Origin of the sequence: Nocardia altamirensis NBRC 108246 (assembly GCF_001612685.1) — a bacterium.
Classification (GTDB): domain Bacteria; phylum Actinomycetota; class Actinomycetes; order Mycobacteriales; family Mycobacteriaceae; genus Nocardia; species Nocardia altamirensis.
Genome location: NZ_BDAY01000067.1, coordinates 1 through 24,785 on the forward strand (window position 1 = coordinate 1; position 24,785 = coordinate 24,785).

The 24,785-nt window shown below is 66.5% G+C and carries 17 protein-coding genes; 6 read left to right on the forward strand and 11 right to left on the reverse strand.

Annotation, left to right across the window (positions count from 1 at the left end; translation table 11 throughout):
* Positions 1-610: 610 nt before the first annotated feature.
* The 3 genes from uvrA to NA11_RS30660 form a co-directional block, all read right to left on the reverse strand.
* Positions 611-3,670, reverse strand: a complete 3,060-nt coding sequence (gene uvrA / locus NA11_RS30650; protein WP_069165524.1) for an excinuclease ABC subunit UvrA — start codon at positions 3,668-3,670, stop codon at positions 611-613.
* Positions 3,671-3,788: 118 nt separating this feature from the next.
* Positions 3,789-5,894, reverse strand: coding sequence for an amylo-alpha-1,6-glucosidase (locus NA11_RS30655; RefSeq protein ID WP_069165525.1), 2,106 nt, complete (start codon positions 5,892-5,894; stop codon positions 3,789-3,791).
* Between the two features lie 223 nt (positions 5,895-6,117).
* Positions 6,118-7,140 (reverse strand): glycosyltransferase, encoded by a 1,023-nt coding sequence (locus NA11_RS30660; RefSeq protein ID WP_218023408.1) that lies wholly within the window; start codon positions 7,138-7,140, stop codon positions 6,118-6,120.
* A gap of 357 nt (positions 7,141-7,497) precedes the next feature.
* Here NA11_RS30660 and NA11_RS30665 point away from each other — a divergent pair, with 357 nt between their 5' ends.
* Together NA11_RS30665 and NA11_RS30670 are read left to right on the forward strand one after the other, a co-directional pair.
* Entirely contained in the window at positions 7,498-8,130 is a 633-nt protein-coding gene (locus tag NA11_RS30665; RefSeq protein WP_069165527.1) for a response regulator transcription factor, read from the forward strand.
* Positions 8,131-8,138: 8 nt separating this feature from the next.
* On the forward strand, positions 8,139-9,338 hold the full coding sequence (locus NA11_RS30670; RefSeq protein ID WP_069165528.1) for a sensor histidine kinase: 1,200 nt from the start codon (positions 8,139-8,141) through the stop codon (positions 9,336-9,338).
* 14 nt (positions 9,339-9,352) lie between these two features.
* Here NA11_RS30670 and NA11_RS30675 read toward each other — a convergent pair whose 3' ends face one another.
* Both NA11_RS30675 and NA11_RS30680 read right to left on the reverse strand, forming a co-directional pair.
* Positions 9,353-10,405 carry a fused (3R)-hydroxyacyl-ACP dehydratase subunits HadA/HadB gene (locus tag NA11_RS30675; protein ID WP_069165529.1) on the reverse strand — a complete coding sequence of 351 codons (1,053 nt, stop codon included), beginning with the start codon at positions 10,403-10,405 and terminating at the stop codon, positions 9,353-9,355.
* A gap of 149 nt (positions 10,406-10,554) precedes the next feature.
* Positions 10,555-11,337 (reverse strand): sigma 54 modulation/S30EA ribosomal C-terminal domain-containing protein, encoded by a 783-nt coding sequence (locus tag NA11_RS30680; RefSeq protein WP_069165530.1) that lies wholly within the window; start codon positions 11,335-11,337, stop codon positions 10,555-10,557.
* Between the two features lie 270 nt (positions 11,338-11,607).
* Here NA11_RS30680 and NA11_RS46745 point away from each other — a divergent pair, with 270 nt between their 5' ends.
* The gene (locus tag NA11_RS46745) at positions 11,608-14,283 is read left to right on the forward strand and encodes a GAF domain-containing protein (RefSeq protein ID WP_245746274.1); all 2,676 of its coding nucleotides are present in this window, start codon (positions 11,608-11,610) and stop codon (positions 14,281-14,283) included.
* 3 nt (positions 14,284-14,286) lie between these two features.
* Here the strand turns inward: NA11_RS46745 and NA11_RS30695 are convergent, their stop codons facing one another.
* Positions 14,287-15,432: a beta-ketoacyl synthase N-terminal-like domain-containing protein gene (locus tag NA11_RS30695; protein WP_069165531.1), complete on the reverse strand. Its 1,146-nt coding sequence runs from the start codon at positions 15,430-15,432 to the stop codon at positions 14,287-14,289.
* 258 nt (positions 15,433-15,690) lie between these two features.
* On the opposite strand from NA11_RS30695, the gene NA11_RS30700 reads away from it, so the two are divergent.
* A complete protein-coding gene (locus tag NA11_RS30700) occupies positions 15,691-17,040 on the forward strand; it encodes a diguanylate cyclase domain-containing protein (protein ID WP_069165532.1) in 1,350 nt (449 codons plus the stop codon).
* Between the two features lie 330 nt (positions 17,041-17,370).
* Positions 17,371-19,659 carry a HelD family protein gene (locus NA11_RS30710; RefSeq protein ID WP_069165576.1) on the forward strand — a complete coding sequence of 763 codons (2,289 nt, stop codon included), beginning with the start codon at positions 17,371-17,373 and terminating at the stop codon, positions 19,657-19,659.
* A 219-nt stretch (positions 19,660-19,878) separates the two neighbouring features.
* Here NA11_RS30710 and NA11_RS30715 read toward each other — a convergent pair whose 3' ends face one another.
* The 3 genes from NA11_RS30715 to NA11_RS30725 all read right to left on the reverse strand — a co-directional run bounded on the left by NA11_RS30715 (position 19,879) and on the right by NA11_RS30725 (position 22,229).
* Complete coding sequence (locus NA11_RS30715) at positions 19,879-20,331, reverse strand: universal stress protein (protein WP_069165577.1); 453 nt, start codon at positions 20,329-20,331, stop codon at positions 19,879-19,881.
* Between the two features lie 485 nt (positions 20,332-20,816).
* The gene (locus NA11_RS30720) at positions 20,817-21,245 is read right to left on the reverse strand and encodes a DoxX family protein (protein WP_245746276.1); all 429 of its coding nucleotides are present in this window, start codon (positions 21,243-21,245) and stop codon (positions 20,817-20,819) included.
* 96 nt (positions 21,246-21,341) lie between these two features.
* Positions 21,342-22,229 (reverse strand): helix-turn-helix domain-containing protein, encoded by an 888-nt coding sequence (locus NA11_RS30725; RefSeq protein WP_069165534.1) that lies wholly within the window; start codon positions 22,227-22,229, stop codon positions 21,342-21,344.
* An 82-nt stretch (positions 22,230-22,311) separates the two neighbouring features.
* On the opposite strand from NA11_RS30725, the gene NA11_RS30730 reads away from it, so the two are divergent.
* Entirely contained in the window at positions 22,312-22,782 is a 471-nt protein-coding gene (locus tag NA11_RS30730) for a VOC family protein (protein ID WP_069165535.1), read from the forward strand.
* Positions 22,783-22,943: 161 nt separating this feature from the next.
* Here the strand turns inward: NA11_RS30730 and NA11_RS30735 are convergent, their stop codons facing one another.
* Together NA11_RS30735 and NA11_RS30740 are read right to left on the reverse strand one after the other, a co-directional pair.
* Positions 22,944-23,279 carry an ArsR/SmtB family transcription factor gene (locus NA11_RS30735; protein WP_069165536.1) on the reverse strand — a complete coding sequence of 112 codons (336 nt, stop codon included), beginning with the start codon at positions 23,277-23,279 and terminating at the stop codon, positions 22,944-22,946.
* The gene (locus NA11_RS30740; RefSeq protein ID WP_069165579.1) at positions 23,260-23,748 is read right to left on the reverse strand and encodes an SRPBCC domain-containing protein; all 489 of its coding nucleotides are present in this window, start codon (positions 23,746-23,748) and stop codon (positions 23,260-23,262) included. Before NA11_RS30740 ends, NA11_RS30735 begins: the two co-directional genes overlap by 20 nt.
* Positions 23,749-24,785: the final 1,037 nt, after the last annotated feature.

Here is a 24,785-nt window from a genome sequence, read left to right on the forward strand (position 1 = left end):
CAACGGGTAGCAACCATTTCTCTCCCGTCGATCCAGGGCTCGGCGCTCCGCCAAGTTCCTCGCACACGGCTTGAAGGTTCGGTCCAAAGATCTTGCGGGAAAGTGATCTTGGGAAGTTGACGGGAGTCCAATGGTGGGCCTCTCGGCGGGTCTTGCCACCATAAGACTCCCGTCAACGGGCATCAGCAACCATTTGACTACCGTCGACGGGGTCGCAGCCGTCCCCGAGGCATCGGCCAGTGGTCCGGCTCGCAGACCTTCAAATCGATCTTGAAGGGTTGGCGTGAGAGAACTGGCGCGTGTCGCGACACGCGCCGCAACCACTTCTCTCACACCGATCAGGTTCAGCAACCACTTCTCTCACGCCAACGAGCCTCGGCAACCACTTCTCTCACGCCGACGGGCCGACAACCACTTCTCTCACGCCGATGCAGGACCTGCCACCTCAGAGTGGATCCGGCGCGAGAGTTGGTGCAGCCATGTCCCGTTCGCGCGGGTGGAGGTTCACGAACGGGACATGGTGGAGCCGTTTACGGCGTGTCGCCTCCACCATGTACCACTCGTGAGAGTGCTTCTCACCGAACGGGACATGACGGTGGTGACAGCCCAATCAGCGAAGGGCAGCAGCCTTTCGGGACAACCGCTTCGTGGCCGCCTTCGCCGCCACCTGTGCCTCGGTCGGCTTTTCCGCCGTACTGGCCGCCTTCTTCGCCGGAGCCTTCTTGGCAGGTGCCGTCGTCGCAGGCGTCTTTGTAGCCGCCTTCGTCGCCGTTGCCTTCTTCGCCGGAGCCTTCTTCACCGCCTTCGATGCGGCAGGCTGGTCCAGCGCCCCACGGAGGAACTGCCCGGTGTAGCTTTCCGCTACCGCCGCAACATCTTCCGGGGTGCCTTCGGCGACCACGGTTCCACCGCCGGAACCGCCCTCTGGGCCCATGTCGATCACCCAGTCGGAGGTCTTGATGACGTCCAGGTTGTGTTCGATGACGATCACCGTGTTGCCTTTGTCGACCAAACCGTTGATCACCTTGAGCAACTTCCGGATGTCTTCGAAGTGCAGTCCGGTGGTCGGTTCGTCGAGGATGTAGACGGTACGGCCGGTGGAGCGTTTCTGCAGTTCCGCCGACAACTTGACTCGCTGTGCTTCACCACCGGATAACGTCGGCGCGCTCTGGCCGAGCCGCACATACCCGAGGCCCACGTCCACCAATGTCTTCAAGTAGCGGTGGATCGAGCTGATCGGCTCGAAGAATTCGGCGCCTTCCTCGATGGACATGTCGAGGACCTCGGCGATGGTCTTGCCCTTGTAGTGCACTTCGAGGGTTTCCCGGTTGTAGCGGGCACCGTGGCAGACCTCGCACGGGACGTAAACGTCCGGCAGGAAGTTCATTTCGATCTTCAGCGTGCCGTCGCCGGAGCAGGCTTCGCAGCGTCCGCCCTTGACGTTGAACGAGAATCGGCCGGGCTGGTAGCCGCGCACCTTCGCCTCGGTGGTCGAGGCGAACAGGGTGCGGATCTTGTCGAAGACGCCGGTGTAGGTGGCGGGGTTGGAGCGTGGGGTGCGCCCGATCGGCGACTGATCGACCTGGACGAGCTTGTCCAGGTTGTCCAAGCCGTTGATCCTGGTGTGCCTGCCGGGTACCTGCCGCGCACCGTTGAGCTTGTTGGCGAGCACCGTCGCCAGAATGTCGTTCACCAAGGTCGATTTGCCGGAGCCGGAGACACCGGTGACCGCGGTGAGCACGCCGAGCGGGAAGCTGACGTCGATGCCTTTGAGGTTGTGCTCGGTCGCTCCGACCACGGTGAGCTGCCGCTTCTTGCTGATCGGCCGGCGCACCATCGGCACTTCGATCCGTTCCCGACCGGAAAGGTAGGCGCCGGTGAGGGATTCGGGATCGGTGAGCAGCTCTTGGTACGGGCCGCTGTGCACGACCCGCCCACCGTGTTCACCGGCCAGCGGGCCGATGTCGACCACCCAGTCGGAGGCGCGGATGGTGTCTTCGTCGTGTTCGACGACGATCAGCGTGTTGCCGAGATTCCGCAGCCGCGTGAGGGTTTCGATGAGCCGTCGGTTGTCCCGCTGATGCAGGCCGATGGACGGCTCGTCCAGCACATACAGCACGCCGACGAGCCCGGAACCGATCTGGGTCGCGAGCCGGATGCGCTGCGCTTCACCGCCGGACAGCGTGGCAGCGGCGCGCGACAGCGTCAGATATTCCAGGCCGACATCGAGCAGGAACCCGAGGCGCGCTTGGACTTCCTTCAGCACCTGCCCCGCGATCGCCGCTTCCCGCTCCCCCAGCGTGAGCGAGTTCAGAAACGCCGAGCAGTCGCCGATCGACAGATCACTGACATCGGCGATGGACTTGTTGTCGCCACCGGCACTGATGGTGACCGCGAGGATCTCGGGCCGCAGCCGGGCGCCATCACAGACGGGGCACGGCACATCACGCATGTACCCGTCGTAATGCTCCTTCATCTGCTCGGACTCGGTGTTGTCCATGCGCCGCTGCAGGAACGGCATCACGCCCTCGAAATCGGCGTAGTACGAACGCTTCCGCCCGTACCGATTGGTGTAGGAGACGTGCACCTGGTCGGAACTGCCCTCCAGCACCGCCTTGCGCGCCTTGAGCGGCAGGTCTTCCCACGCGGTGTCCATCGAGAACCCGACGGATTCGGCAAGCCCGGACAGCAACCGGGTGAAGTACTCCGCGGTCTGCCCGCGCGACCACGGCGCAATCGCACCCTCGTTCAGGCTCAGCGCCGGATCGGGCACCACCAGTTCCGGATCGACCTCCTTGCGGATGCCGAGGCCGGTGCAATCCGGGCACGCGCCATAGGGCGAGTTGAACGAGAACGACCGGGGTTCCAGGTCTTCGATGTCGAGCGGATGCCCGTTCGGGCAGGCCAGCCGCTCGGAGAAGCGCCGCTCGCGATCGTGCGCGTGCTCGTCGCGATCCACGAAGTCGAGGACGACGATCCCGTCGGCCAACCGCAGCGCGGTCTCGATCGAATCGGTGAGGCGCTGTTTGGAATTCGGCTTGACGGCAAGGCGGTCGACCACGACCTCGACGTCGTGCTTCTCCTGCTTCTTCAGCTTCGGCGGATCGGTCAGCGGGTACACCACGCCGTCGACCCGGACCCGGGAGTAGCCCTGGGTGTTCAGTTGCTCGAACAGGTCGACGAACTCACCCTTGCGGGTGCGCACCACCGGCGCGAGCACCTGGAACTTGACGCCCTCTTCCATGGCGAGCACCTGGTCGACGATCTGCTGCGGCGTCTGCTTCGCGATCAACTCACCGCAGACCGGGCAGTGCGGCGTGCCCGCGCGTGCGTACAGCAACCGCAGGTAGTCGTACACCTCGGTGATGGTGCCGACGGTCGAGCGCGGGTTGCGGTTGGTGGACTTCTGGTCGATCGACACCGCAGGCGAGAGACCTTCGATGAAGTCGACGTCCGGCTTGTCCATCTGCCCGAGGAACTGCCGGGCGTAGGCCGACAGCGATTCCACGTAGCGCCGCTGACCCTCGGCGAAGATCGTGTCGAACGCCAGGCTCGACTTACCGGAGCCGGACAGCCCGGTGAACACGATGAGACTGTCGCGGGGCAGGTCGAGGTCGACCCCCTTCAGGTTGTGCTCCCGAGCTCCGCGCACAGTGAGGCGTTCCGCCACCAGGTGAGTCCCTTCTCGATCGTGTTCGGCATCAACCAACAAACGGCGTTCAGACGTATCCCGCCGTCATGCTAGGCGTGCCCACCGACAAGTTTTTCCGAGCGCGTTCCGCAGGCGGTCAGTCCTCGGTCCGCCGCAGGTCACCGGACAATCCGCGGACCTGCCAGCCCTCCGTGTCGACGCTCACCGTCAGCACATCCGAACCCACGCGCAGGCCGCTGACACGCAGCGGCAGATAGCGGGCGGGGACCACCGGCGCAACCGACAGCACCCCCTCCGGAACGCTCGGTTCCAGTCTCAACAGCGTACGCAGAAACAGCAGTGGCGCGGCAGCGGCCCACGCTTGCGGGGAACAGGACGTCGGATACGGCACCGGGATGTCGAATTCGACGCGATCGAATCCGCAGAAGAGCTCGGGCAGTCGGTAGCCGAATCGGGTCGAGGCGTCGAGCACCGCGGAGACCACTCGGTTCGCGTGCTCGGTGTAGCCGTAGCGCATCAGGCCCGCCGCGCAGATCGCGTTGTCGTGCGGCCAGATCGAACCGTTGTGATAGCTGACCGGGTTGTACGCGCCCATCGAGGTGGCCAGCGTGCGAATCCCCCAGCCACTGAACATCTCCGGCGACAGCAGGTGGTCGGCGACGCGCTCGGCTTTGTCGTCGTCGATGATCCCGGTCCACAGGCAGTGCCCGATGTTCGAGGTCAGCGCGTCGATCGGGCGCTTGTCCCGGTCGAGCCCGATCGCGAACCATCCCTGCTCCGGCAGCCAAAAGGCCTCGTTGAAGGCGGTTTTCAGCTGCAGAGCCTTGGCCCGCCACCGCTCGGCGGTCGCATGGTCGCCGCTACCAGCCGCGAGCGTGGCCCGCGCGCGATACGCCGCGTAGACGTAACCCTGCACCTCGGCGAGCGCGATCGGCGCCTCGGGCAGCGTGCCGTCGGCGAAATTGACCCCGTCCCACGAGTCCTTCCACCCCTGGTTGGCCAGGCCGTGTTCGGCGGCACGCTCGTATTCGACGAACCCGTCACCGTCGACGTCGCCGTAGTGCTCGATCCATTCCAGCGCGCGATCCGCGTGCGGCAACAGCTCGTCCCTGATCCCCGCATCCAGGCCCCAGCGCTGCAGTTCACCGAGCAGCATCACGAAAAGCGGAGTGGCGTCGGCAGTTCCGTAGTACGCGGTGCCGCCGCCGAGCAGCAGTGTCGCGGCCCGCCCGAACCGCACCTCGTGCGGGATCCGGCCCGGCTGTTCCTCGGTCGCCGCGTGCACCTCGGCGCCCTGCAAACCGGCCAGGCTCTGCAGCGTGCCGACGGCCAGCCTGCGGTCGAGCGGCAACACCATCCACGAGGTGAGCAGCGAGTCCCTGCCGAACAACGCCATGAACCACGGCGCGCCTGCGGCGACCACCGAGCGCTCCGGATGGTCTGGGTCGAAAATGCGCAGCGCACCGAGATCGGTGACGGTGCGCTGCAACACCGCGGCCAGCGTCTCGTCGTCGGTCTGCACGGTCGGCGAATTCGCATACCACTCGCGCAGTCGCTGCGCGGGCGCGCTGCGATTGACCGGGGTGCCGCACGGATAGCGCGGCGGCGCAGCGCCGGTGCCGAGCGCGGGCAGATACTCGATGCACGACGACCATTCGCCGCGTCCGGGAAGCTTGACGTCCCAGTGCAATTCGCGGCCGGTCGCGCGACCGTTGCTGCCGATGACGGTCACCGCCATGTCGAGCTCGTCGCGCTGGATCTCGACCGCGCCGTCCATCGCGCGTGCAGCGGTGACCACATCGTGGCCGGTGCGACCCTCTTTCACCTCGAACAGGTCGGCGAAATCGGCGTCGAGTTCCAGCACGATCGTGCATTCCAGCGGTGCGCCGGACAGGTTGCGCACGGTCAGGTCCTCGCGCATGCCGTCGCCGACATGCCGGGCGACGATCACCAGCGCCGTGCTGTCGGCGATGCCTGCCCGCGGCGCGGTGCGGGCGAGCAGGGTCGCGCTGTACGGGTCGTCGTAGCGCACGGTGAGCGGCTGCGGTTCCGTCCCGTCGACGGTCAGTCGCCAATGCGACAGCACCCTGGTGTCGCGAACGAACAAGCCCTCCGGGCGATTCGGGCTGATCGAGCCGCCGACGTCGCTGATGCAGAACGTCGAGCCCTCGACCAACGTGACGCCGGCACCGATGGTCCGTGGACCGGTCGTGTCAGCCCCGTCTCCCCAGGGATGGGTCACAAGGTCGCCCTACCGACGCTCACGACTCCACCTCGCTGAGGTTCGACTCCGTCGTGCGCGACCGCGCTGTGCCCTCGGCTCACTCGCCGACTCTTACTCACGACTCCGCCTCCCTGAGGCTCGGCTCCGTCGTGCGCTGCAGCGCTGTGCCTTCGGCTCACTCGCAGGCGCTCGCCGCGCTGGCACTCGACTCCGTCGCGCGACCCCACGCTGCGCCCTCGGTTCACGCCACCGGCGCCGGTGCCATCGCCCGGGTGGCGCGCTCATCAGCAAGGATGCTGCGATACAGCCGCTCGTGATCGCGGGCCATCCGCAGCCTGCCGAAGCGCTGTTCGGCGGCGGCGCGGCAGGCGCGGCGATCGATGGTCGGCACGGCGTCGAGCGCGTCCACCATCTCGTCGACGTCGCGACACAGGAATCCGGTCTTGCCGTGCTCGACGATCTCGGGTGCCGCCCCGTTGGGGAACGCCAGAACCGGTGTGCCGCAGGCCAACGACTCGGCCATGACGAGCCCGAAGGGTTCCGGCCACTCGATCGGATTGATCAGCGCGTCCGCGTGGCGCACCAGCTCGACCCGGCGCGCCAGTGGTTCCTCGCGCGGTTCGGGGTCGTCGGGGCCCATCAGTGGACGCACGCGCTCAGTGTAGTAGCGCCGCTCCTCGGGTTCGCGCATCTTCGTGATCATGAGCAGCTTGCGTCGGGCCAGCCTGGCGATCTGCACCGCGCGGTGCACGCCCTTCTCCTCGTTCATCCGCCCGACGAACACCACGTAACCGCCGCCACCAGGGCCGTATCGGTAAGCGCCGAGGTCGATTCCGTGCCGGATCACTCCGGCGATCGGCACGGTGCCCGCCATGTGCCGCTGTGCCTCGGAGATCGCGACGATGTGGGCGTGGCGCGCCATCGAGCGAAACAGCTCCTGGCGCATCGCCGAGAACGGGCCATGGTTGGTGACCACCACCGGCGGCCCGTTGTGGGTCGCGCCGACGAACGGGCCGAGCGAGGTGTGGTCGTGGATGATGTCGAGATCGGAGAACGTCTCGTAGGCCGCGAGCACATGCATCAGTTCTGCTTCGCCGACACCGATCTGCGCGGTCGGATGCTCGTACAGCGAATACCGGTGGACCGGGCAGGTGGACTCACCCACCGTGAACAGGTGTACGTCGTGTCCGAGCAGGTCGAGACCGACGGCAAGATTGCCGACCACCGATTCGGTGCCGCCGTAGGCAGGCGGAGGTACCGGCACCCACGGCGGGACTATCTGCCCGATTCTCATAGGACGCCGCGCTTTTCGTCGCGTCTACCCTCCTGTGCAGCGCCCCACTGCGCGCCGCAACCGGCACAACGTGATTGAGCATCGGCAAGGGTGTCTACGACAGTGGATCCACATCCAGGACAAGCCTGTGAGGGACCGAAGATCGTACTGAAATTTAGTGTCGCTGAATACGTCATCGCTCGAGTTCCCACGCAACATGAGCCTTATGGCTCCGATGCCCAGGCCCCCTCTGGTTGACTTCATTGCAAGCTTACCCGGAACGCCGGTGTCTACTCTGGCATTTCGAGACTGCTGATTCGGCCAGGTAGACGACGCCAGGAGGCTGCCGTGCTCGAAGTTTTTCTCGTTGACGACCACGAAATCGTCCGGCGCGGTCTGATCGATCTGCTGGAGGGCGACCCCGAGCTGACGGTGATCGGCGAGGCGGGCGACGTCGCGCAGGCGATGGCCCGCATTCCCGCGCTGCGCCCCGATGTCGCGGTGCTCGATGTCCGGCTGCCGGACGGCAACGGCATCGAGCTCTGCCGCGATCTGCTCGCCGAGGTCGACGGGCTGCGCTGTCTGATCCTCACCTCCTACACCGACGAGCAGGCGATGCTCGACGCGATTCTGGCCGGGGCAAGCGGATACGTCGTGAAGAACATCAAGGGTATGGAGTTGGCCGCGGCGATCAAGGCGGTCGGCGCGGGCCGTTCGCTGCTCGACAATCGCGCGGCCGCCGCGTTGCGCGCCCGCCTACGCGACAGCGCCGACGACGACGGACCGCTGGCCGGGCTCACCGAGCAGGAGCGCAGGCTGCTCGAGCTACTCGGCGAAGGACTCACCAACCGGCAGATCGCGGCCCGAATGTTCTTGGCGGAGAAGACGGTGAAGAACTACGTGTCGCGGCTGCTCGCCAAGCTCGGCATGGAGCGGCGAACCCAGGCGGCGGTGCTGGCCAGCAAGCTCGGCGACCGCTGAACCGCGCCATGACGGACGCTGTCCCGCACGCAGTACTCGACATGCTGCGCGCCGTCGTTGACACGGCCGCCCGCGTCGCCGTCGACAATGCCCGGCTCTTCCAGTGGGCCCGCACCAGGCAGGCGTGGAGCGAGGCGACCAGGGACATCGCCACCGAGTTCCTCGCAGGCACCGAGCCGCGCCGGGTGCTCGCGCAGGCCGTGCAGCGGGCGCGCACGCTGACCGGGTCGGCGCAGGCGATTCTCGCCGTGCTCGACGCGGGCATCCCGCCCGAGGAGGCCACGGAACTTCTTGTCACGCAATGGTCGGGCACGAACGCCCCGGACGGCGCGCCCACCGTGCACCTCACCGACACCGCAGCGGGCAAGGCGTTCGCGGAACGCACAGTGGTGCATTTGACCGACGCACGCGACGTCGATCTCGGCGCTCCGGTGACGATTGCGGGACCCGCGCTGATCGTGCCGCTGCAGACGGCAGGCGTCGGACTCGGTGTGCTGATCATCTCGCGTGCACCCGAATCTGCGCCCTACCCAGCGGAACTCGTCGCGCTCGTCGCCGCGTTCACCGATCAGGCCGCGCTGGCCATGCAGCTCGCCGACGCGCAGCGCCGCACCCGCGAGCTCGACGTGCTCGCCGACCGCGACCGCATCGCGCGCGATCTGCACGACCAGGTCATCCAACGACTCTTCGCGGTCGGGCTCGGCCTGCAACGCACCAGCGCCAGGGTCGAGGATCCGCAAGTGCGGCAACGACTATCGGACGAGATCGACCGGCTGCAGGAGATCGTGCACGAGATCAGGACGACGATCTTCGACCTGCACGGCGGCGCGGGCACCTCGCTGCGGCGACGGCTGGAAAACGCGATCCGCCAGCAGACCGCGGACACCGCGATGCAGGCGCGGCTCGGCGTCGACGGACCGCTGTCGGTGGTCGGCCCCGCGCTGGCCGACCACGCGGAAGCCGTGGTGCGCGAGTCGGTCAGCAACGCGGTGCGGCACTCCGGCGGCGACGCCGTGACCATCCAGATCACCGTCGGCGACGAGCTGACCATCCGCGTCGAGGACAACGGTGTCGGCCTGCCCGCCGCGGTAATACCCAGCGGGCTGGCGAATCTCGCGCAGCGGGCGGTCGCGTCGGACGGCACGTGCAGCGTCGAACGCCGAGCGAGCGGCGGCACCCGAGTGCACTGGGCCGCACCGCTGAGCTGAGCGCAGCGACGCCGTCAGGACAGGCGAACGACCGCCGTGGCGCGGCCGAAGATCTTGCGGCCCGCATGGGTTGCGGTGAGTGCCACGGTGGCGGTGCCGTTCGACTCGTCGACGGATTTGACCCGGCCGGTGAACTCGACCTCGCTACTGCCTTGTGCCGCTACGTAAACCGGGCTCGTCATGCGCACGCTGTACTCCTGGATGGCGCCGGGGTCGCCGAGCCATGAGCTCAGGTAGCCCGCGCCGAGGCCCATGGTCAGCATGCCGTGCGCGACGACACCGCGATCGAGTCCGACGAGCGTCGCAGCGCCGGAATGCCAGTGGATCGGATTCGCGTCACCCGCGACACCGGCATAGTTGACCAGGTCACCGTGCTTGAGCTGAAACGTGTGCGGCGCCAGCACCGCACCCGCCGACACCGCGGCAAACGGTAACGCGCGCCCGCTCGTCCGCGAGTCCTCAGCGGTGACAACGGGTTCGGCCGGATCGATCGGGGTGAATCCGATCGGATGCACGGGCTCGGAGACGGTGCCGTGGCGCACGATCGCGGACATCAGTGCGGCGACCTCGTCCTTGTTCGCCAGGTCGCCCGTGCTCGCCATCAGCGTGGTGTACGCGGTGAGAACGGCGCGGTCGTGCTGGTCGGTCACGATGTTCTGCACCACCATCAGGTCGCCGCCGAACGCGCGCCGAAACGAGTGCAGTGCAAGCGAACTGGTCAGCAGGTCGCCGACGACCAGCGGGCGGTGGAAGGTCAGCACCTGATCGGTCTGCACCGTCGCGGCAAGGTCGTAGTCGTCGAGGATCTGGGTCAACGCCGCCTGCGCGATGCCACCGAGCACGCAGGTAAAGGTCGGTGGCGCAACCAATCCCGCATACCCGTAGGCCGCGGCGACCGTCTCGTCCCAGTGCACGGGGTGATGGTTCTGCACCGCCCTGGCGAACTCCCTGACCTTCTCCCTGCCGACCTCGTAGTGGTCGTTGACGCGAAAGCGCCTGCCGATCACCGAGTGGCTCGGCGCCGGTGGATCGACGACTCCATCGTGCACAGCACCGACACGGTTCAAGACCTACTCCTCACATCAGTGGCGTTTGCAGAAGTAGTCGTCACGGCAACGGCTTCGGATGGGTTGCCGATCGGACGACGACCCATGGTATGACCAAGCTCATACTCGATGGGCCCATTCGGCAGCAGCCTCGAAGTACCGACGTGAGGTCAGCGCGGCGTGACGAGAGTGAGATCGCCGTCGTAGCGCCGGTAGAGCAACCGACCGCGGCCGGACCCCGGGTCGGTGTAGAACACGAACGGTAAGCCGTTGTCGCAGAGCATGATCGCGGCCTTGTCGTCGTCGAGGACGGGTGCCGATGCCGAGTCGACGAGGTGCGGGAGCGCGGTCACCGCGCGCGGCGGGGCGAGCAACGACACCGCGGTGCGATGGGCGGCTCGGCGCGCACCGAGCGGATCACCCCGGTAGACAACGGTGTCCGCGCCGGACTCCTCGTCGACGAACAGGTACGCGTCGTAATCCATCGCGTCCATCACGGCGGTCGCCTCGTTCGCGGAGCACTTCATCAGCACATAACGCTTGCGGCGCACGATCGGACGTGGTTCGGTCACCGCCGCCAGCGGCGGTCGCGCCGGATCCGGCCAATCGCGGGGCTGGGTCGTCGTCAGCCGCGCCAGCTGCCGGTCGAGTCGTTCGGCGGCGAAGGTGACCGCGAAACCACCGGGGCCGGTCACCTGCACGCGAGTCGCGATGCCCTGGCAGCGAATGTTGGCCTGCACCACGGTCGCTTGGTCGGCTTCGGTGGGCGCGGTGACCCGCACCCTGGTCGCCGCGTCCAGGTGATGGCGCCGCAGCACCCGGCCGATCGCGCGGACCGCCCGCGTGACATCCATGGCAGGCACGTCGCCGGACGTGGTCACCGCAAGATCGAGATCACCTGCGGTGCGCCAATATTGTGGTACCGACGTATGCAACAGCCCAGACGACTTCATGTGACACGCCCTGCTTTCGATTTCTGATCCCGAAGTCATGTCACCATCGCAACGGTCTGGCGAACAGGGCCGAAAGTCCCCGATCGGCCGATAGGTCCCGATGGCGCACGGAGGCCGAGCAGGCACAGGCGCAGGAACCGGCGCGGGCCTGCGCTGCCCAACTAGACTGGCACGAGGCGCAGTTCACGCGTCCGACGCCGAGCAGAAGGACGGTGTCCGTCGCCAACCCGGACTACAGGCGGGGGCGCACTGCCAACAGGGGAAGCCGATATGAGTGATGATCACGGCACCGACCCCTATTCGGTCCGCGACACCCTCTCGCAACTGCGGCTGCGCGAATTGCTCAGCGAGGTCAAGGAACGCGTTGAGCTCATCCTCGATTCTCGCGACCGAATGGACGGTTTGGTCGAGGCGATGCTCGCCGTCACCTCCGGCCTCGACCTGGACGAGACCCTGCGCACCATCGTGCGCACCGCCATCAGCCTGGTCGACGCCCGCTACGGCGCACTGGCCGTGCGCGGCCACGACCACCAGGTGGTGCAGTTCATCGACGAGGGGATGGACGACGCGACCCGCGACGCCATCGGACGACTGCCCGCCGGACACGGCGTGCTCGGTGTCGTGTTCAATCAGTCGAAGCCGCTGCGTCTCGAAGAGCTCTCGAATCACCCTGCCGCCGTTGGCCTTCCGGAACACCACCCGCCGATGCACACCTTCCTCGGCGTGCCGGTGCGCATCCGCGACGAGGTGTTCGGCAGCCTCTACCTCACCGAAAAGGCGGGCGGCCAGCCGTTCACCGACGATGACGACGTGCTGGTCCAGGCGCTCGCCGCCGCCGCAGGCATCGCGGTCGACAACGCACGGCTCTACGACTCGGCCCGCACCAGACAGGCTTGGATCGCCGCCACCCGCGACATCGCCACCGAGTTCCTGGCTGGCACCCACTCCGACAGCGTGCTGGCCCACGTCGTGGAACACGCACGCACGCTGACGAATTCGCATAGATCGTTCCTGGCAGGCCCGCACCTCATGGAGCTCTTCGACCCCGAAAGCATCGACGACGCACCGGATCTGAGCGGCTCCGACGTGTTCGGCGGCGTGGGACCGAACGGCACGCCGGTTCTGCACGACACTGAGGACCGAGCCGACATCGAAGACCGAGCCGACCCCTACGGTGTGCGCGACGTACTGGACAGAGTGAACGCATACATCCGCGACGCACAGGACCGAGCGAACGCACGCGGCACAGCAACCCCACACAAGCCAGCCGACCTCCTCCGCTCCTCAGGCACGCAAGACCGAGCGGATGCGCACGGCACAGCAGATCCGCACGACCCAACCGACCCCCACCGCAAAACCGATGCTGCTGGCACCTATGGCACGGCAGGCACCGCCAACACATCAGTCCCGCATGGCACTACAAGCTCAGATCGCACTGCAGGCTCACATAAGACTGCCGGCCCGGCAGACCTACCTGACGCAACCAACGCATACGGCACCGCTGGCACCACCGACTCAACGGTCCCGCACAGCACTACAAGCACGCGTGACGCGGCCCGCACCCACGGCACTGTCGGCCCTGCGGACCTCCCCGGCGCGGCTGGCACAGCTCGCACCACCGACTCAACGATCCCGCACGGCACCACAAACTCACGCGACGCGGCCGGCACTCACGGCACTGTCCGCCCTGCGGACCCACCCGACGCGACGAGCACGTACGGCACAGCGGCTCCACCGGAGGCACACGACACAGCGGCCTCACCCGGCCAGGCCGACCCACCGGGCAGGCGTGGCACAACGAACCCACTCGGCCCAGCAGGCTCACTCGGCCCGGCAGGCTCACTGGGCCCGGCAGGCCCACTCGGCCCGGCAAACCCAGCAGGCCCACTCGGCCCGACAAGCCCACTCGGCACGACAGGCCCGTTCGGCACAACAGGCGCATCCACCACGAAGGACACGAGCAGCGCTGAGCGACCGAGCAGTTCGCGGCAGGCACCCGCCGAACTCATGATCACGCACTGGTGCGGCCCAGGCCCGGATCACGAGGGCAGTCTCGTGCGCACCGAGGGCACCGCGCTCGGCGAGGCCTTCATCCGCCGCACCCCGCTGCGCTTCGACGATGCGAAGAGCGTCGACCTCGGCATCACCCTGCCCGGCGCGGGTCCGCTGCTGATCCTCCCGCTGTGCACCCCCGACACCACCCTCGGCGTGCTTGCGACGATGCGGCAGGCCGGTGCCGCACCGTTTTCCGACGAGTTGGTCGAGCTGACCGCCGCCTTCACCGACCAGGCGGCGCTGGCCATGCAGCTCGCCGACGCTCAGCATCGGATGCGCGAGATCGATATCCTGGCCGACCGCGATCGCATCGCCCGCGACCTGCACGATCACGTCATCCAGCGCCTGTTCGCCGTCGGCATCACCCTGCAGGGCGCGGTCGCCAAGACCACTGTTCCCGAAGTGCGGCAACGTCTTTCGACGGTGGTCAACGATCTGCAGGAGGTGGTGCAGGAAATCCGCACCTCGATCTTCGACCTGCACGGCGGCCACGGCAATCCGCTGCAGCAGCGGATCGAGCACGCGATTCGCCGACAGACCGCGGAAAGCCCGATGCGGGCGACGTTTTCGGTGTCCGGCCCGCTGTCGGTGCTGGAGGCGGAGTTGGCTGACGACGCGGAGGCGGTGGTGCGCGAGGCGGTCAGCAATGCGGTCCGGCATTCGGGGGGCGACACCGTAGCGGTGTCGATCAGCGTCGACGACGACTTGACCATCGTGGTGACCGACAACGGCTGGGGCGTGCCGAATCACGTGGTGCGCAGTGGATTACGCAATCTGGAGCAGCGAGCGGAGAAGGCAGGCGGGCAGTTCGGCATCACTCCGGCCGACGAGGCGACGGCAGGCACTGATTTGCCTGGCACCCGGTTGTGCTGGTCGGTCCCGCTGCCGTGAAGGTCAGTCGACCGGCCCTAACAGCACGACGGAGTTGTTGCCGCCCATGCCCAACGATAATTTTGCGGTGATACCGCCCTCGAACGGCGTTGGCCCGTCTAATAATCGAGGATGCGCAGACGCGACAATCGGTGTGGCAGGCACGATCCCCCGCTCGTAGCCGAGCGCGGCAGCAGCCACTTCGACGCCTGCGGCCGCGCCCTGGCAGTGGCCGGTCAGCGGTTTGAGCGCGTAGACGTGCGGCTGGTCGCCGAACATGTTTTTCATCAGATCCCGTTCGGCCATGTCGCATTGGCGGGTGCCGGTGCCGTGCGCGTTGAAGTACCGCACGTCCTCGGCGGCCAACCCGGCCTTGTCGAGTGCGCGCGCGGTGCATTCGAAGATCTGCGCGTGCGTCGGGTCGACCGAAACCACGTGATAGGCGTCGTTGTTCATCGCGCCGCCGAGCACCGCGACGTACGGCCGATCCGCCGAGCGAGTCAGCACGAACGCGACCGAGGCCTCGCCGAAGCCGAACCCGCGGCTGCCCGCCTGGAACGGGCGGCACGCGTCCAGCGGCTCGGTGTCGGACACCGCGGCCCCGAGCTGGACGAAGTGCTCGACCATGTCCGGGGTCGCGGACATGTCGGTGGCGATGCACACCACGTCGTCGGCGATGCCTGCGTCCAGCCAGAGCTGCGCGGTGACCAGCGCGACATTGGCCGAGCTGCACGCCGCGGACACGTTCATGGCCGGTCCGTGAAAGCCGTACTCCTGCATCAGCACCGAGACCGGGGTGGACGGCAGCAGCCGCATGTAGTCGCGGGAGCTCCGATGACCGCCGTCGACGAGGTAGAAGTCGCGCCAATTGACCACATCGCCGAGCACGATCGCGTGCAGCACACCGACCGTCCGGCCCGGTTGCCAGCCGCGTGCCAGCGCATCCGTGATGGCTTCCCTGGCCGACTCGTGCATGGCCCGCCCGTACCGGCTGGTGCTGACCACCGGATCGCCGCCGTCGGGGACCAGCGACACCCAAGCATCCTCGTCGCGACCGGGCCCGTACCCGTGTTGCACGGACGCGGCGGACTTGCCGCTGAGCAGTCCCTGCCACAGCGCCTCGCGACCCCAGCCGTAGGCCGTGACTGCACCGATTCCGGCCAACGTCATATGATCTTGATGCTGTTGTCGATGATTAGGCTTGCCGCCCGGCATAGCATCGCTCCTTCGCCAGATTTCCCGGCCGATCAGCGGTCGGCCAGTTATTTTCCAGGAAACCCGGTTCTGTAATGATCACCGGACAGAGCCCGATTAAGTGCCCGAACTGTGATCGAAGCAATAGCGTCGACGCTGTGATCTTGTACACGTCGATACCAGAATAATCCCATGTTCCAATGGCCATAATCGGGTCGACGATCGGGGGTTCGAGTGGGTGAGGACAAGGTAGCCGCTGCGGTCGACGCCGCCGAGCAGCTAGCTGAGCGCTACCGTTCTCTGGTCGAGCACACGCCCGACGGCATCTGCGTGCACGAGCGCGGTGTCGTCGTCTATGTCAACCCCGCTACCGTGCGTTTGCTGCACGCGGAAAGCGCCGAGGACATCATCGGCAAGCCACTCACCCAATTCGTCCACCCCGACTCGATTCCCGGCATGCTCGACCGGATCAGCCACCTCAACACCAAAGGCGCCGCGTCGGTGCCCACCGAGATGCAGTTGGTCCGCGTCGACGGCGCCGCGATCCCGGTGGAGACGGTGTCGGTGCTCACCGCATGGCATGACCACCTCGCCTATCAGGTGGTCATCCACGACCTCACCGCCCAGCGCCACGCCGAAGCCGCACAGCACCTGGCCGAGCAGCACTTCACCTCGGTCGTCTCGCAGTTGGAGGAGGGCGTGGTGGTGATCGATCCGGAAGGCCGCATCGAATCGATCAACCCGGCGGCCAAACGCATCCTCGGCACCGAGCACACCGACGACGCGGATATTCTCGGACAGGTCATCCAGTCGCTGCCGCTGGTCCTGCTCGACGCCAACGCGCAGCCGCTGCCGCCGACCCGCCACCCCATCGCCCGCACGCTGGCCACCGGCGAGACGATCACCGGCTACGTCTTCGGCGTTGACCGCGCCGACGGACAACGCCGCTGGCTCTCCGGCAGCAGCAGGCTGCTCAACCCGGACGACCCGCGCTCCTCCGCCGTCTCCTCGTTCGCCGACATCACCGAATTCCGGGCCAGCAGAAGGCAATTGGAGTATCAGGCCACGCACGACTCGCTGACCGGGCTGGCGAACCGCTCGCTGGTGCTCTCCCAGCTGGCCGCCGCGCTGGCGACCAGCGAGGACCTGCCGGTGTCCACGGTGCTGTTCATCGACCTGGACGGGTTCAAAGCGATCAACGACACGCTCGGGCACGCCATCGGCGACACCGTGCTGCAGATCGTCGCGCAACGGTTGCAGCGCGCGCTGCGCAGCGACGACATCGTCGGCAGGCTCGGCGGCGACGAATTCCTGGTGCTGCTGTCCGGCCGCACCCGGCGCGTGGACATCGACGCACTGGTTTCGCGGCTGCGCGCCAGCATGGCCGAGCCGATCATCGCGCGCGGGCACCGCATCGAGGTGAACGCCTCGATCGGCGTCACCCCGCTCACCGTCGGCGACCGCCGCACCCCCGAGGCCGTGCTGCACGACGCGGACCTGGCGATGTATCGGGCCAAGCCGTCCGGGCACCGCGAAGGATCGGTCAGCCAGAGCCGCCGACCGAACAGCACGCACGCGTCCTGAGCTGCTCGGCTGATGATTCACGCAGATGCCGACGTCGAACGAGGCCGCCCCGGGGATCACGAAGGTTTTTCCTGGCGCACCGGAATACCTGCGGTGGAAGGAACTGTTGCATCACTTCTGTGACCACTGCCCGGTGGTCGAGCGCATCGAACCAGTGCCTGTCGGCGACGACACACCGATAGGACACGCGATCCCGGGTACCCCACCTGCGGTTGCGGCGAGCCCGCCGTAATCGCAGTAGACTCGACAACTCTGTTTTCCGAGCGTTCGCGTACACGGTGCTGTCCGTGTGTACCGTTCTCTCGGCTCATCGCGGTGAAGGAGTTCAGTTTGCCCGACCTCACTCAGGACCGTGCCACCCAAGACGGCGCGCCGGAGCTGACCCGCGAGACCGAGCAGGAACAAGCGTATTTGTCGGTGCTCTACGACCGACTCGACGAGATGCGCGACTATGCGCGGAACCGGTTGCGCACCGTGCTGCTTGAATCCGGCGGCACCCCACAGGCCAGGAGCGAGCGCGAATCGTTCAGCCAGCTCTACACCGAGGACCTCGCCAAATACGATGCGGCAGAACACGGTTTGTGTTTCGGCCGGATCGATCTAGCCGACGAAAATCGCTACATCGGCAGGCTCGGCATCCTCGACGAGAAGGACGACTACGAGACGCTGCTGCTCGACTGGCGCGCCCCGCTGGCCCGCCCGTTCTACCTCGCCACCACCGCGGCACCGGACGGAGTGACCCGGCGCAGGCATATTCGCTCGCGCAACCGCAAGGTGACCGCGATCAACGACGAATACCTCGACCTAAACGCCGCGCGGCAGGCAGGCGCCACCGACGACGACGGTGGCGTCGGCAGCGAAAGTGCGCTGCTCGCCGCGCTCAACGCCGCGCGCACCGGTCACATGAACGACATCGTCGAGACCATCCAGCACGAGCAGGACACGATCATCCGCTCCGAGCACAAGAGCGTGCTCGTGGTGCAGGGCGGGCCAGGCACCGGCAAGACCGCCGTTGCACTGCACCGGGCCGCGTACCTGCTGTACACCTACCGGCAGCAGCTGGCCAAGAGCGGCGTGCTGATCATCGGGCCGAACGCCACCTTCCTCGACTACATCGGCCAGGTGCTGCCCTCGCTCGGCGAGACCGGCGTGCTGCTGTCGACCATCGGCAACCTGTATCCGGGTGTGAAGGCGACCCGCGAGGATTCGTTGCGGGCCGGCGAGATCAAGGGCTCGCTCGGCATCCTCGAGGTGCTCAAGCAGGCGGTGCGCGACCGGCAGGAAGTGCCGCCCGAACCGATCCGGCTCAGCTTCGACGGCTACCCGGTGACACTGGACCGCAAGATCGCCACCAAGGCCCGCGGCCGGGCCCGCTCCTCACGGCGACCACACAACCTGGCCAGGCCGATCTTCGCCAGCTCCGTGATCGACGCACTCACCGAGCAACTCGCCGAAACCATGGGCGGCGACCTGTCCGGCGGGCCGAGCCTGCTCAGCCGCACCGACATTGCCGAAATCCGCGACGAGATGCGGGCCGACCCGGAGATCCAGCACGCCATCGGCAAGCTGTGGCCGCTGCTGTCGCCGCAGGACGTGCTCGCCGACCTGCTTGCCGACCCGCAGCGCCTCGACCGCGCAGGCAGCTCACTCGACTCGGACGACCGCGCCGAGCTGGTGCGTTCGGACAACGGCGAATTCAGCGCCGCCGACGCCCCGCTGCTCGACGAGCTCGCCGAACTGCTCGGCGTCGACGACGCCGAGGAACGCGAGCGGTCGCGGCGTCGCTGGCGCGCACAGCTCGCCGAGGCACAAGACGCGCTCGACATCCTGACCGGTTCTGCGCCACAGGATCTCGAAGACGAGCTCGACCCGGAAATCCTGATGGCCTACGACCTGATCGACGCAAGCCAGCTCGCCGAGCGCCAGGACGTGCGCGTCCGGCAGACCACCGCAGAGCGCGCCGCAGGCGACCGCACCTGGACCTACGGCCACGTCATCGTCGACGAGGCGCAGGAGCTCTCCGAGATGGCCTGGCGCATGGTGATGCGGCGCATCCCGAATCGGTGGATCACCGTCGTCGGCGACGTCGCGCAGACCGGCGATCCGGCGGGCGCGTCCTCGTGGCAGCGGATGCTGGAACCGTATGTGGCGAAACGGTGGAAGCTCACCGAGTTGACCGTCAACTACCGGACGCCCGCCGAGATCATGGACGTAGCCGCGAACGTGCTCGCCGCGATCGACCCGACCGCCTCGGCGCCGCGCTCGGTGCGCGACAGCGGGCATCCGCCACGCGCATATCGGGTCGCCGCCGACGAGGTGCGTGGTGAGGTCGCGCGGTTGGTGGCCACCGAGACCGGACCGGGCACGACCGCGGTGATCGTGCCGCACACGCTGATCGAAGAACTGGCCGAACTGGCCGCGGAATCGGTGCGAGTGCTGACGGTGCACGACGTGAAGGGCCTCGAGTTCGACGCGGTCTATCTAGTGGAGCCGCAGGCGATTCTGGAAGAGTCACCGCGCGGACTCAACGACCTGTACGTGGCGCTGACCCGCGCGACACAGCGACTCGGTGTGGTGCACAGCGAAGACCTACCGGAAGTACTCGGCGCACTGGGCTGAGACAGCGCACCGCCAGCGGGTCCACCATGCGGTCCACGAACCAGCCTCGCCACGGACCAGACTCGCCACGGACCAGACTCACTGGCATGCCGGGGCTCACAACAGGCCCCGACTCACCGGCATGCCCGCGCGGCAATGCGGCGGCGGGCAGGCCGGGACAAACGAAACGGCCGCGAACCCGCCGGGATGCCCGGCTTGTTCGCGGCCGTGATGGTTCGGTCAGCGAGTGGTGTGCACGATCAGGACGTCCGAACGGGACTTGCGGGCTACGTCGGACGGCACCGAGCCGAGCAGGCGGCCGGTCAGCGTGTTGAGGCCGCGGTTACCGACGACGAGCAGGTCGGCCTCGACCTCCTTGGTCAGCGTGAGCAGCGACTCGACGGGCTCGCCGACGACGGCACGCTCGACGATGTCCACGGCGCCCGCTGCGGTGGCCTTGTCCCGCGCGGTCCGCAGGATCTCGTTGGTGGGGGCGGACCCGCGCACCTGGTATGCCTCTTCCTTGAGCACGTCGGCGGCGGCGGCCACGTCGCGATCGTCGGTCGGGTAGTACGCACACGCAATGACGAGGGTCGCGGCGGACACTCCAGCCAGAGCGGCGGCCTTTTCGACGGCTACGTACGACGAGTCCGAGCCATCGGTACCGACGACAATGGTCCGGTAGGCGGTCATCTTCTCCTCCAACTGTGCGGTGGTCAGGTGCCTACGTCCGGTGCACCCTCGAAGACGCGGCACCGGCGCAGCGACTTGCGTCGACCCTAGCGGCAAACCGAGTGGAAATAACAGAAATCGCAACACATCACATCTGGGCCCGTACCGCATTGGCGCCACATGTTCGCCAGGAAATGCGGTAAGGGCATGACCAACCAGCGCAGACACAATTGCCTGCCCGCGAATCTGTGACCAAGCACAACCAGGGTGAACGGTCTTGTCCCCGTGGGATATTCGTCACAAACCAGGAGCAATCCGACATGACGACGGCCCGCCGCGGCGCGCGATTTGCCCGCCGGACGAGCCGAGCGGAGCCTGGGACCACCGTGCCATTACGGTCACGTTTGGTAGTTCGCCCAAAATATGCCGGGCACGGCTCCGCCGATGTCGATACCTTCCTCTCCTTGCCCGAAAAGGGACGCACACAATTAACGCGGCCGCGCCGTTCAGAGGTGGAAAAGCGGTCCGGTGACGGTCAATCCCAGATCCTCGACATGCGCAAAGAACGCGAACAGCATCAACGCGGCGCCTGCCAGCGCCACATTCTTGTTGAAGTTGACCATCTCGGCCTGCTTGGCCTGCTCATCGCTCTCCTTCCAGAACTGATGCATCACCACCGCAATGACAAGCATCAACGCCGCGAGCACCAGGAAACCGAGGTCGGCCCAGACGCCGAGCAGCACGCTCAATCCGCCGAGGGCAAACACCACTCCGGAACCGAGCACGCCCCACTTCGCCATCGGAACACCCTTGCTCTCCGCATAGGGCGCCATCGCGTCGGCTTGGGTCAAGTGCCCGAAGGCCGCGCCCAGGAACAACGCCGCAAACAACACCCGCCCGATCAACACCACAACATCCATGACCAGCTCCCTCATTCGGCTGACGGTAGGTAGTGCAACATTCAACTAAGCGATCCGAGAAATACTTCCCGGGCCCTACGGTCGAATGGTCGAAAACGATCGGCCCGGCAACTACATCCCGGTCGGCATGACCTTTGCAGTGACCTCGTTGCGCGAGCGTAGCGAATTCTTGGCGTATTCCAGTGGAGCCATTCCGACTTCCGCGGTGAACTCCCGCGAGAAGTGCGCCTGATCGAAGTATCCCAGTTCCGCGGCCAAAGTGGCGAGATCTTCGGTACGTCCGCGGGCAAGCAGTTCGGCGCCGTCCTGCAGCCGATATCGGCGCAACACCCATTTCGGCCCCGCCCCGACATAGCGCCGGAACATCCGCTGCAACGTGCGGGTCGGCACGTCGAAACGTTCGGTGATCTGATCGACTCTGGTCAGCTCCTTGTCGCGGGCCATCGCCTCGATGATGCGCAGCACCTGGCGATACGTCGGATCGTCGGTTGCCGGACGAGACTTCAAGAACTCCTCCAGCACGACACGGCGGGCCTCGTCGGTCGACGCATCGAGCACCCGCTCGATCAGCGCGTCCGTACCAGGCATGACCTCGGTCAACGCGACAGCGGAGTCACGGAACGAGCCGACATCCAAGCCGGTGAAGGCGCCGAAGCCACCCGCGCGGAACCGCACACCGAAGGTTTCCCCCTGGCCGCTGAGCTCCCGCACGAACTTGGTCGTACACACACCGTTGACGAAACCGCCTGTGCGAGTGGCCGATCGCTCGAACGTCACATTGATGCTCGGGTACGGCAGCACCTCCGCGTGGTACGACGGCCTGCCCCGCAGATCCCAACGCACCGACCAATACCACTCGACGAACCGACTCACCTCGGGGCCCGGTGCCAGCCGCGTCAGCGAACGGTACTTGGCCTGCTCGTCCGGATGCAGGATGCCGGTGGTGTCCGTGGGGACCGCCGGATTCGGCTGCGGCTCGGATTCCGTACTGCCGGACACCCGTTCACCACCCTCCGCTGCCGAGATGCCGGTGTCGCTTTCTTACAAGACCACCAGCAGCCCGCCGACCAGGATTGTTCCCATGACGAACACCGTGAACCCCATCGCAGACGGCTACCACTCCATCACCTGTTTCCTCGCAGTCGGCGACGGCAACAAGGCCATCGACTTCTACACCGCAGTCTTCGGCGCCGAAGTGCTCAGCCGCAACGACCTGCCCGACGGGCAGCCCGCGCACGCCGAGCTCAAGATCGGCGACTCCACCCTTCAGATGGGCATGCCCATACCCGACAACGGCGTCCTCGCTCCCAACGGTGAATGGGTACACACCTCGATCGTGCACTACTGCCCCGACGTCGACGCCGTCATCGAACGCGCCGTTCAGCACGGCGCCCGCAGCGCCGAAGAACCCCAAACCTTCGTCACCGGCGACCGTTTCGGCGTCGTCATCGACCCCTTCGGCCACCGCTGGGCGGTCATTACCAAGGTCGAAAACGTCTCCCGCGAAGAAGCCGAACGCCGCGTCAACGAATGGATGGCCACCCAAGGCTGACACCACCCCACTTCCCGCCGAGCCACGGACCCCGTCTGGAGTTGGTCGATTGATCACTGGGAACTGACGGCGGCATCGCCCAAGAAGCCCCCGCCACCAGTTCCCACTCGATGCGAATCTTGACGAGTTGGCGTGAGAGAAGTGGCGGGTGCCGCGCCGTGTCACGTTGGTTCGTCGGGTGTGGCGTTCAGGTGGCGGTCCAAGGCGTCGAAGCGAGCGGTCCAGGCGGCGCGGTAGGGGGCGAGCCAGTTGTCGAGGTCGGCTAAGGGTTCGGGGCGGAGTCGGTACAGCCGGCGGCGCGCGTCCACGCGGACTTCGACCAAGCCTGCCTCACGCAGCAGGCGAAGATGTTTGGACACGGTCGGTTGCTCGAGATCGACCGATTCCACCAGCTCACCGACCGACAGTTCGCCTGCACGCAGGAGATCGAGAATCTCGCGGCGACTCGACTCGGCCAGGACGGCGAACAGATCCGATTTAGGCGAAGGCTTGCGCATAGTGCCCGGTCAGCCGATCCCAAGCTGCTTCGACACCGGAAACTCCGGCGAGATGAGATTCGAGTCGATCCAAACCGACGTGCCATCCAGCGCCGAGACCGGGCGCTGCATCCCGGTCGGCGAACACGTTGACGAAGACGAGCCGACAGGCTTCGTCACCGAGTGGTTCGAGCTCCCATCGCAGTACCTCGTCGCCCCAGCTGTACTCCAGCAGGCGCGGCGGCTCGACCTCGCTGACTTTCCCGAACGTCGGTGCGCCACCTGCCTTCGCCACGAATACCAGCTGAGCTCCCGGCTCGACAGAGAACTGCGTGCGGTCGTAGTCGAGCATGTCGACAAACCAGTGCCGCAGCTGGTCGGTCTCGGTGAGCGAGCGCCAAACCTTCGCTTGCGGATGGGCAATCACCCGTTCGAACCGGACGGCCCAACGGCCGTCTTCTGTCATGCCGAGGCTTCCGAAGTCCGTCATGTCCTCATCATATGCCATTTGGGAAATATTTCTAGTTCGACATATGGAGTCAGGTGCTCAGCTCGCGCTCCCCGTCGCTGCCATACCCCGTTCGCGGCGTGCAGGCTGACGAGTGGGACATGGTGGAGGCGTTTACGGCGTGTCGCCTCCCCCAAGTCCCACTCGTAACAGTGCGTCCGAGCGGATGCGACGCCAGGTAGACAGGCCGGGACCCAAGACGCCAGTCAACGGCAACCGGGGAGACGCCGGTGCATCCGCTCCGCCACGAGCCTGAAGCGAGGGCGGATTCGGTGGACTGGTTGCGTTGGTGCACTTCAGATTTGGTGATCTCACTGATCTTGAGAAGTTGACGGGAGTCAAATCGCACGTGTCGTAACGCGTGTTGCAACCATTCGACTACCGCCAAACGTGGTCAGCAACCATTTCTCTCCCGTCAATGCCGGGGGTGGCAACCACTTCTCCCGTCAACGAGGACCAGCAACCATTGCACCCCCGCCGATCCAAGACTTCGCCCCGAAGCGACGCCCAGGTCGAAAGTTGGTGCAGCTATGTCCCGTTCACAGAACGACGGCTCCACGAGTGGTACATGACGGAGGCGTTTACGGCGTGTCGCCTCCGTCATGTACCACTCGTGACAGCGCGTCCCAGTGGATGGGATGCCAGGTAGACGGTCGTGCTCCCACGCAACCCGACGTCGGCCGGGGCAGGCCGACGTCAACCCCGGGCAGGCCGATGCCGTTGCGATGTCCGCAATGCCATGCTCAAAAGTAAAGAGCCATAATGCAATTCCAGCGAAGCCGCGTGATCACTCGCATCACGACGTCTGGTCGGTGAGCTCCTCGACCGAGGGCGCCGATCCCCTCAACTCAACCCGCCAACGCCCTCATCCGACCCCACCGCGCGAAAGCGCACCCCGCTCCCACCCCACCTCCGCCGTCCGCGCGAAAACCCAGACCCCACAAGAGAACCACCCCACTCAACCCACCAACATCGCGACCATCCAACTCCCCCAACCTTCACCCCTCCGCGCGAATCCG

What these genes read in the sequence shown, in the direction of transcription:
- NA11_RS30670 (WP_069165528.1), top strand. Translation starts at nt 8,139, where the DNA reads ATGACGGACGCTGTCCCGCACGCAGTACTCGACATGCTGCGCGCCGTC.
- NA11_RS30680 (WP_069165530.1), bottom strand. Translation starts at nt 11,337, where the DNA reads ATGAAGTCGTCTGGGCTGTTGCATACGTCGGTACCACAATATTGGCGC.
- NA11_RS46745 (WP_245746274.1), top strand. Translation starts at nt 11,608, where the DNA reads ATGAGTGATGATCACGGCACCGACCCCTATTCGGTCCGCGACACCCTC.
- NA11_RS30695 (WP_069165531.1), bottom strand. Translation starts at nt 15,432, where the DNA reads ATGACGTTGGCCGGAATCGGTGCAGTCACGGCCTACGGCTGGGGTCGC.
- NA11_RS30715 (WP_069165577.1), bottom strand. Translation starts at nt 20,331, where the DNA reads ATGACCGCCTACCGGACCATTGTCGTCGGTACCGATGGCTCGGACTCG.
- NA11_RS30720 (WP_245746276.1), bottom strand. Translation starts at nt 21,245, where the DNA reads ATGAGGGAGCTGGTCATGGATGTTGTGGTGTTGATCGGGCGGGTGTTG.
- NA11_RS30730 (WP_069165535.1), top strand. Translation starts at nt 22,312, where the DNA reads ATGACGAACACCGTGAACCCCATCGCAGACGGCTACCACTCCATCACC.
- NA11_RS30735 (WP_069165536.1), bottom strand. Translation starts at nt 23,279, where the DNA reads ATGCGCAAGCCTTCGCCTAAATCGGATCTGTTCGCCGTCCTGGCCGAG.
- NA11_RS30740 (WP_069165579.1), bottom strand. Translation starts at nt 23,748, where the DNA reads ATGACGGACTTCGGAAGCCTCGGCATGACAGAAGACGGCCGTTGGGCC.